The 8,967-nt window shown below is 48.5% G+C and carries 9 protein-coding genes; all 9 read right to left on the bottom strand.

From position 1 onward, the window contains the following. Positions 1-261: 261 nt before the first annotated feature. Positions 262-1,692 (bottom strand): PTS glucose transporter subunit IIBC, encoded by a 1,431-nt coding sequence (gene ptsG, locus BIZ37_RS05400; RefSeq protein WP_187460615.1) that lies wholly within the window; start codon positions 1,690-1,692, stop codon positions 262-264. A 455-nt stretch (positions 1,693-2,147) separates the two neighbouring features. Beyond that, on the bottom strand, positions 2,148-2,927 hold the full coding sequence (locus tag BIZ37_RS05395; RefSeq protein WP_187460614.1) for a TatD family hydrolase: 780 nt from the start codon (positions 2,925-2,927) through the stop codon (positions 2,148-2,150). A 51-nt stretch (positions 2,928-2,978) separates the two neighbouring features. Beyond that, a complete protein-coding gene (holB, locus tag BIZ37_RS05390; protein WP_187460613.1) occupies positions 2,979-3,956 on the bottom strand; it encodes a DNA polymerase III subunit delta' in 978 nt (325 codons plus the stop codon). 1 nt (position 3,957) lies between these two features. Beyond that, a complete protein-coding gene (gene tmk, locus BIZ37_RS05385; protein ID WP_187460612.1) occupies positions 3,958-4,587 on the bottom strand; it encodes a dTMP kinase in 630 nt (209 codons plus the stop codon). Continuing rightward, positions 4,587-5,600, bottom strand: a complete 1,014-nt coding sequence (gene mltG, locus BIZ37_RS05380; RefSeq protein ID WP_187460611.1) for an endolytic transglycosylase MltG — start codon at positions 5,598-5,600, stop codon at positions 4,587-4,589. Before mltG ends, tmk begins: the two co-directional genes overlap by 1 nt. Beyond that, positions 5,594-6,403, bottom strand: a complete 810-nt coding sequence (pabC, locus tag BIZ37_RS05375; RefSeq protein ID WP_187460610.1) for an aminodeoxychorismate lyase — start codon at positions 6,401-6,403, stop codon at positions 5,594-5,596. Before pabC ends, mltG begins: the two co-directional genes overlap by 7 nt. Before the next feature lie 89 nt (positions 6,404-6,492). Then, positions 6,493-7,731: a beta-ketoacyl-ACP synthase II gene (gene fabF / locus BIZ37_RS05370; protein ID WP_187460609.1), complete on the bottom strand. Its 1,239-nt coding sequence runs from the start codon at positions 7,729-7,731 to the stop codon at positions 6,493-6,495. Positions 7,732-7,817: 86 nt separating this feature from the next. Beyond that, entirely contained in the window at positions 7,818-8,054 is a 237-nt protein-coding gene (acpP, locus tag BIZ37_RS05365; protein WP_007467184.1) for an acyl carrier protein, read from the bottom strand. 157 nt (positions 8,055-8,211) lie between these two features. Further along, positions 8,212-8,946, bottom strand: coding sequence for a 3-oxoacyl-ACP reductase FabG (fabG, locus tag BIZ37_RS05360; RefSeq protein WP_107300140.1), 735 nt, complete (start codon positions 8,944-8,946; stop codon positions 8,212-8,214). Positions 8,947-8,967 lie beyond the last annotated feature (21 nt).

Here is an 8,967-nt window from a genome sequence, read left to right as displayed (position 1 = left end):
CCACAGAACCACAGAACCACAGAACCACAGAACCACAGAACCACAGAACCACAGAACCTCAGAACCTCAGAACCTCAGAACCTCAGAACCTCAGAACCTCAGAACCTCATAACCATGAACCCCATAGCCCATAGCCCATAGCCCATAGCCCATAGCCCATAGCCCATAGCCCATAGCCCATAGCCTAGCACCTCTGGCCAAGCTCTAAAAACAAAAAGGGAGCCGAAGCTCCCTTTTGAATCATTGAATCAGTAATTCGTATTAGTTGTTACGAATCCACTCATCCATGTCAGATTTTAGGTTGTCAGACTTAGTACCGAAGATAGCCTGAACACCGCCACCAGCTACAACAACACCTGCTGCACCTAGTTTCTTCAGTTTGTCTTGGTCAACGTTGTCAACACTTGCTACTGCAACACGTAGACGAGTGATACATGCGTCTAGGCCTGTGATGTTGTCTTTACCACCGAAAGCCATTACTAGGTCTTTCGCTAGCTCAGAACCTTCAGCTGCAGCGCCTGCAGATGCATCTTCTTCTTCACGACCAGGCGTTTTCAGGTCAAGCTTAGTGATTACAGTGCGGAATACTACGTAGTAGATTGCAGCGTAAACTAGGCCAACACCAACCATCAGACCCATCTTCTGTGCGTTACCAGACAGAACCAGGAAGTCGATTAGACCGTGAGAGAAAGATGTACCGTGTACAAAGCCTAGGATGTTAGCAACAACGTATGCAGAACCTGCTAGTAGTGCGTGAATTCCGTATAGTACTGGAGCTACGAATAGGAAAGAGAATTCGATTGGCTCAGTAATACCTGTTAGGAATGAAGTCAGAGCAGCAGATGCCATGATACCCATTACCTTAACGCGGTTTTCAGGCTTAGCACAGTGAGCAATAGCGATTGCAGCAGCTGGTAGACCGAACATCTTGAACATGTAACCGCCCGCTAGCTGACCGAAGCCGTTACCAGCGATACGAGAAGCTTCATCAGCAACTAGGTAACAAGTTAGAACACCGTTCTGAGTTTCGCCTGCAGCGTTAACACAAGTACCTGCTTCGAAGAAGAACGGTACGTTCCATACGTGGTGTAGACCGAATGGGATTAGAGAACGCTCAACGATACCGTAGATACCGAATGCAACTGTTGGGTTCTGGTGAGCAGCCCAGTCAGAGAATGCACCGATAGCACCGCCGATTGGTGGCCATACGATAGAAAGAACGATACCTAGACCGATAGCAGAGAAACCAGTGATGATTGGCACCGCACGCTTACCAGCGAAGAAACCTAGGTATTCAGGAAGTTGGATACGGAAGAAGCGGTTGAATGCCCAAGCCGCAACACCACCGACTAGGATACCACCTAGTACACCAGTGTCGATTGACTCAACACCCATCACACCAGCCATTACGCTTAGTGTAGCGGTCATGATGCCGTAACCAACGATAGCTGCAAGACCTGCAACACCGTCGTTGTTAGTGAAGCCTAGTGCAACACCAACAGCAAATAGAAGGGCCATCTGGCCGAATACCGAACCACCTGCTTGTTCCATCAGGTTAGAAACGATTTCTGGGATGAAGCCAAGGTTAGCTGCACCAACACCAAGTAGGATACCGGCAACCGGTAGTACTGATACTGGAAGCATCAGCGCCTTACCGACTTTTTGCAGGTTCGCAAAAAGGTTCTTAAACATAATGTGCTCCTGAGTGAGTGTTTTATTTAGATTTTCAGTCTTTATTGGCGGCCTACCCCCGTAGCCATCTTGCCAACAAGACCGTCATTTTTAATACAGGTTAAGTATAAAATGTGGCGCTAAATATAACTTGATGGCCGTCAAAATTACCAATACGTCATGAAATATAATTTCAAAACTCAATATAGATCACAGTTGAAATTTCGACTAGAAAAGATGCAAATTAAATTTAAGCACCTGATTTAAAAAACAAAAACACCACAAAAAACCACTTACACCAACCTGTAATTATCTTTCAATAATGTAAGCTGTGTTACTTTACGTTACGAAGTTAAAAATCAATTTTAATTAGTGTTTTTTGTTTTTAATTGCAGCTTTTGTTGATGTTTTTTGAATAATGAATAAATGAGAGACAAAAAGTATAAAAAAAAGGAGCCTAAGCTCCTTTTTTATACTTAGCTTCGTTTAGCTCGCGAAAAAAGCGTAAAGAAGTTATCAGTGGTTACCCGCTCGACTTCTTCAACCGACACCCCTTTCAACAGGCCAATATACTCAGCAACCTCACGGACATAAGCCGGTTGGTTCTGCTTGCCACGGTATGGGATCGGTGCGAGGTATGGCGAGTCTGTTTCAACCAGCAAACGCTCAAGAGGCAACTGATTAACAACATTTTTCAGCTCAGACGCTTTATTGAAGGTCACAATGCCCGAAATAGAGATATAGAAACCCAACTCGATGGCAGCCTGCGCCATCTCTAGACTTTCCGTGAAGCAATGCAATACACCACCACACTTCTCAGCCCCTTCCTCACGCAAGATCTGCAAGGTATCTTCACGGGCCATTCGCGTATGGATGATCAGTGGCTTGTTCAGTTCAACAGCCAAACGGACATGCTGACGGAAAATCTCTTTCTGCTGCTCAGCAAGTTCAGGCTGGTAATGGTAGTCAAGGCCAGTTTCACCGATCGCTACCACTCGCTCATGTTGGGCGTACTCTTTTAGCTTGTCGTAATCAAAGCCCGCTTCGATATCCAGCGGGTGGACACCACATGAAGCAAAGACGTTGTCATGAGGCTCAATCATCTCCATCATGGTCGGGAAGCTCTCTAGCGTCACCCCAACAGACAGGCAGTAATCAATGCCACGGGCTTTCGCCTTGGCCAACACATCATCAATCCCTGTATGAAGTTGTTCGTAATCCAATTTATCCAGGTGACAATGCGAATCAACTAGCACGGTTCTTTCCTCTATATTCTTTAATTTAATGATGCTTCATAAACTGAAGCATTAATGCTGGCCCATAAAGCCGGTTAGCCACTCAACAATCAGCAGTTCAGCATTCAGCCCCGGATGCCGTTCAAGCTTCTGGTAAAGACTGTTCGCCTCCCGGGTTTGATCCAAAAGGGTCATGGGTGAGATCACACTTGCCGCTTGCTCGACCAAAGGCAGTGACTCACTGTGTACCAGATGTGCCGTGACACCCTGTTGCCACTTCAAGCAATCAACCAAGAAATAGCTCAACCATTTAAGACTATGGTGACCTTCCTGGGTACACAAGCCTGCGACATCATACAAGCCGAAAAAAGGCGGTCGCAAAAACTCAGCAAATGCTGCCAGCAGCTTGGCATAGCGGATATCCTGACCTTGCTCGATAAACTGCTGGGTCGCAAGCGGTGCTGAACCGTTGAGCCTGACGGTCTCAAGCTTGATCGTCTGCATCAGTTGCTTTTCTACCCAACGTTTGGTGTCCTGCTCATTGGGCATTGCCAAACGCCACTTGTTACAGCGGCTATTAATGGTCGGTAGCAAATTATCAAGAGAAGAAGCCAGCAGGATAAACTGGCAGCCCGATGGTGGCTCTTCAAGGGTTTTCAACAGCGCATTGGCTGCTGCCTCCCCCATAGCATCCGCACCATCAATCAAAATAATACGCTCGCCACCTAGTTGCGAGGTCTCAACCGCCCAGCGATTGCATTGCCTAACCGCATCAACCCCAATTTGCTTGCCCTCTTGGACTGGAGCAACAACATGGAAGTCCGGGTGGGTGCCTGCTTCAAATAGCTTACAGCTATGGCAAACCCCACAAGGTTCGCCACCTGCGCCCGCAGCACTATTTTGACACAATACCGTTTTACCCAACTGGTGGGCCAATGCTTCACGGCCGCTACCATGCGGGGCCACAAGAAGGATAGCGTGGTGCATCCTTCCCTGTGCGAGCAGTTGCTGCCAGCCTTGCCATACACTTTCCTGCCAAGGATAAAGCATATTACTGACGCTCCAGCCAGTGTTTTACAGCCTGACGAATATCGGCTGTTACAGCATCCAGTGTCTGGCTCGCATCAATAATCACAACACTCGGATCAGCTTCAGACAACTCTAGGAAGCGTGCACGTGCGCGGTGAAAAAAGTCGATATTCATCTTTTCGATGCGATCCAACTCACCACGCCCACGGGCGCGTTCAAGGCCTAGTACCGGATCAATATCCATATAGATAGTAAAGTCTGGGCGGAAATCACCCAACACAGTGTCGCGAAGGCGCTCCATCACCACACGGTCAAAGCCACGACCACCGCCTTGGTAAGCTTGCGATGACATATCATGACGGTCACCTACGACCCAATGGCCTTGATTCAAAGCGGGTTTGATAACATTTTCAACCAGTTGTGAACGGGCAGCGTAAAGCAGCAGTAGCTCAGCCATATCCGTCAATGGTTCGTCAGGGTGACCTTCTTTCACCAAGGCACGCATCTGCTCAGCCAACGGTGTACCACCCGGCTCACGGGTTGAAGTGATCTCTCCAATCCCCTGCTCCGCCAGAACTTGCATCACTTGCTGGATGGCAGTGCTTTTCCCTGCGCCTTCCAACCCTTCAATTACGATAAATTTACCAGTCATTATTTTTGTCTTAGGATTCTTAAATATTCACGGACAGCACGGTTGTGTTCAGTCAGTGTTCTCGAGAATTTATGGCCGCCTTTGCCATCAGCCACAAAGTAGTAATAGGTGCTGTCGTCTGGGTTGACTGCGGCAAGTACCGATGCTTCGCTTGGCATGGCGATAGGCGTCGGCGGCAAGCCGAACATGGTATAAGTGTTATACGGCGTCGGTGTTTGCAGATCGCGCTTACGGATCCGGCCTTCGTACTTATCACCCATGCCGTAGATCACAGTTGGATCCGTCTGCAGGCGCATACCCTTATGAAGACGATTCATAAATACCGAGGACACCAAGCCGCGCTCGTCATCCACTGCCGTTTCTTTCTCGATGATCGACGCCATAATCAGCGCTTCATACGGGTTTTTCAATGGAATTTCAGCATCGCGCTCATCCCATGCTGTGCCCAGCAGGTTCTGCATGTCGCGGTAAGCCCGGCGTAGCAATTCCAGATCTGACGTACCGGCTGTGTAATGGTAAGTTTCAGGCAACAGGTAGCCTTCCAGCTTTTCGACATCAGCACCTAGGGCTTTAGCAATATCTGCTTCACTCATTCCCTCTGTTGCGTGGGTCACGTGCGGCGCTTGCTGTAATTGTGCCAGCCAATCGACAAAGCGCTCACCTTCCACTAAAGTAATGGCAAACTGCTGCTCACGACCAGAAGCGACCAGCGCAAGCACCTCTTTCAGGCTCATCGCCGGGTTGATCTGATAGGTACCTGATTTCAAGTTTGCCAATTGCGGTTCAAGCCTTGGGATCCAGCGTGTCCATGGCGACTCGGCAAAAAGGTCCTCTCTCACTAACTGGTTGAGCAGGCCACGGTATGACGTACCAGCCTTAACGGTCAACAAGACTTCCTGTTGGTTTTCCGCCTGCATATCCAGCGATGATTTCACTTGCTGATAAGACCACCCCAGTCCACCAGCAGCCACTAGGCCCAGCAGGATCACAGCTATTGCCAACTTCTTTAGCACGTGTACAACCTCTTGTTCAGTTCACCCAGCAAGGAGCGCTGGGCAAATGTTATTCCATTGATTTCATTAACTGGCACTAATGCCATAAGGGCATTAGTAATAAAGACTTCATCAGCACAAAGCAAGCCATCGAGCGGTGAATTGACAATTTCTAAACAATAATCCAATTCGCTTACCAACTGTAATACGTGCCGCCGCATGACTCCCCTCACACCCGACAACTCAAGGCTAGGGGTATATACGGTGTTACCTTTGCGCCAAAAGATATTTGAGGCAATGGACTCCACCACATTGCCAGCAACATCCAGTACCACTGCATCCAGCCACTGGTGCTGCTCCGCTTCCCTTTTAAGCATTACTTGCTCTAGCCGGTTGAGATGCTTAAAACCCGCTAGCATCGGCGAATGTGACAGACGTTGCTGGCATACTCCCAGTGCAATGCCATCTTGTTGCCAACTCTCATAATGTGCAGGCCACGCAAACTCAGACACAACAACTTGCGTATCCTCGCAACCTGAGCCGCTGTATCCCCGGCCACCACTCCCCCGACTGATCAGCACCTTGATGCCACCTTTATGCGGGTAGTTGGCTGCCAATTTGCAGACCAACCCGGTGAGATCATTCCAATCAGGCTCGGAAATAGCCAGCAAGGCAAGGGTTTCCTTTAATCGCTCAAGGTGAAAGGGCCACAGCCGGATTTCACCATTTTCTACCAGCATAGTCGTAAAACAGCCGTCGCCGTACTGCATCGCCCGGTCTGTTACCGCAACCTGGTTGCCTGGTTTCCCGTTGATCAGGATCATCGTGCTGCCTACCTGCTAGTTTCACACTCGATAGATAAAAAAACGGCCCGGTGCATAACACCGGGCCGCTATATGATAACAGGTTATCGTTAGATTTTCTTGAACAGCAATGAGCCGTTTGTACCACCGAAACCGAATGAGTTACACAGTGCGTACTCAAGGTTTGCCTGACGCGCTTCGCCTGGTACGTAATCCAGATCACAGCCTTCATCAGGGTTGTCTAGGTTAATTGTCGGCGGAACAGCCTGATCAACCAGAGCCATGGCAGTAATAATAGCTTCAACAGAGCCAGCAGCACCTAGCAAGTGACCTGTCATAGACTTGGTAGAAGAAACCATCACTTTATCTACGGCTGCGCCCATTGCACGCTTGATACCTAGCGTTTCAGCAACGTCGCCTGCAGGGGTAGAAGTACCGTGAGCATTCACGTAACCGATTTGGTCAGCATTGATACCAGCGTCACGGATAGCCGCTTCCATTGCCAATGCACCACCAGAACCGTCAACGCTTGGTGAGGTCATGTGGTAAGCATCGCCACTCATACCAAAGCCAACAAGCTCTGCATAAATTTTCGCACCACGTGCTTTGGCGTGCTCATATTCTTCAAGCATCATCATACCGGCGCCGTCGCCCAGTACGAAACCGTCACGCTCTTTGTCCCATGGGCGAGATGCGCCTTGAGGATCGTCGTTACGGGTAGAAAGTGCTTTAGCAGCTGCGAAGCCGCCCATGCCTAGCGGAGTCGATGCTTTTTCTGCACCACCAGCTAGCATCGCATCGGCATCACCGTATGCGATCATACGTGCAGCATGGCCAATGTTGTGAAGGCCAGTTGTACACGCGGTAGAGATTGCGATATTTGGACCACGAAGACCGTGCATGATAGACATGTGGCCAGCAATCATATTTACAATTGTTGATGGAACAAAGAACGGGCTGATTTTACGCGGGCCCTTCTCCATCAATGATTGATGGTTAGCTTCAATCAAGCCAAGACCACCAATACCAGAACCGATAGCAACACCGATACGGGCTGCGTTTTCTTCAGTGACTTCAATGCCAGAGTCTTTTAATGCTTGGACGCCTGCTGCAATGCCGTATTGGATGAACAGATCCATTTTACGGGCATCTTTCTTCGACATGTATTCTTCACAGTTGAAGTCTTTGACCATACCAGCAAAACGGGTAGCGAATGCGCTAGCATCAAAATGTTCAATAGTGCTGATACCGCTAGTACCGGCTAGTAGGGCTTTCCAAGATGATTCAACAGAATTACCTACCGGTGATAGCATACCCATGCCAGTAACAACTACGCGACGCTTAGACACGATTAATTTCTCCGGGAATTGGGGATAAAACAGGTTTCAAAAGAAAATCAGGCGGTCATGGTGACCGCCTGGAGGGAGTTCTTTAATTACTCAGAAGCGCCAACAACGTAGTCGATTGCAGCTTGAACTGTAGTAATTTTTTCAGCTTCTTCGTCTGGAATCTCAGTGTCGAATTCTTCTTCAAGAGCCATTACTAGTTCAACAGTGTCTAGAGAGTCAGCGCCTAGATCGTCAACGAAAGATGCTTCGTTCTTAACTTCTGCTTCGTCTACACCTAGTTGCTCAACGATGATTTTTTTTACGCGTTCTTCGATGTTGCTCATTAATCTATTTCCTTAAAACAAGAATTCGCTAATGCGATTTGCTGTAGTTTATTCAATACTGCAAAAGTTGCAATACTCAAGATGCTGGTCAAACCACGATTTTCGGTGAAAACTAGTTGAGTTTGACTTGCATCATCAAGTTATGCAACTTTTTTGATTAAATCATGTACATGCCGCCATTGACGTGCAAAGTTTCACCGGTCACATAACCAGCATCTTCAGAGGCCAGGAAGGCCACTGCTGCTGCGATTTCACGCGGATCACCCAAGCGACCTGCCGGTACACCAGCCAGTGTGGCAGCACGCTGCTCGTCGTTTAGGGCTTTTGTCATGTCGGTTTCAATGAAACCTGGTGCCACAGCGTTCACCGTAATGCCACGAGAAGCGACTTCACGTGCCATAGATTTAGTAAAGCCGATAAGGCCCGCTTTAGCCGCTGCATAGTTAGTCTGGCCAGCGTTACCCATGGTACCTACCACTGAACCGATGCTGATAATACGGCCGTGACGCTTTTTCATCATTGCACGCAGTACCGCTTTAGACAGGCGGAAGATAGACGTCAGGTTAGTATCCATGATGTCTTGCCACTCGTCGTCTTTCATACGCATCAGTAGGTTATCACGGGTAATACCTGCATTGTTAACCAGGATGTCTACATCACCGAACTCTTCTTTGATCTGCTTTAGCACAGCTTCAATAGACTCTGGTGAAGTGACATTTAGCGCAAGGCCTTTACCATTGTCACCCAGATAAGCGCTGATCGCTTCTGCGCCGTTGTCAGAGGTTGCAGTACCGATAACCGTTGCACCACGTTCAACTAGAATCTCGGCAATCGCACGACCGATACCACGGCTCGCACCTGTTACCAGCGCAATTTTTCCTTCCAGGCTCATTGTTAATCCTCTTTGATGAAA

This window comes from Photobacterium sp. BZF1 (genome assembly GCF_014349205.1).
GTDB lineage: Bacteria > Pseudomonadota > Gammaproteobacteria > Enterobacterales > Vibrionaceae > Photobacterium.
The sequence above is the reverse complement of the archived record's forward strand: the minus strand, read 5'-3'. Positions and strand labels throughout refer to the sequence as shown.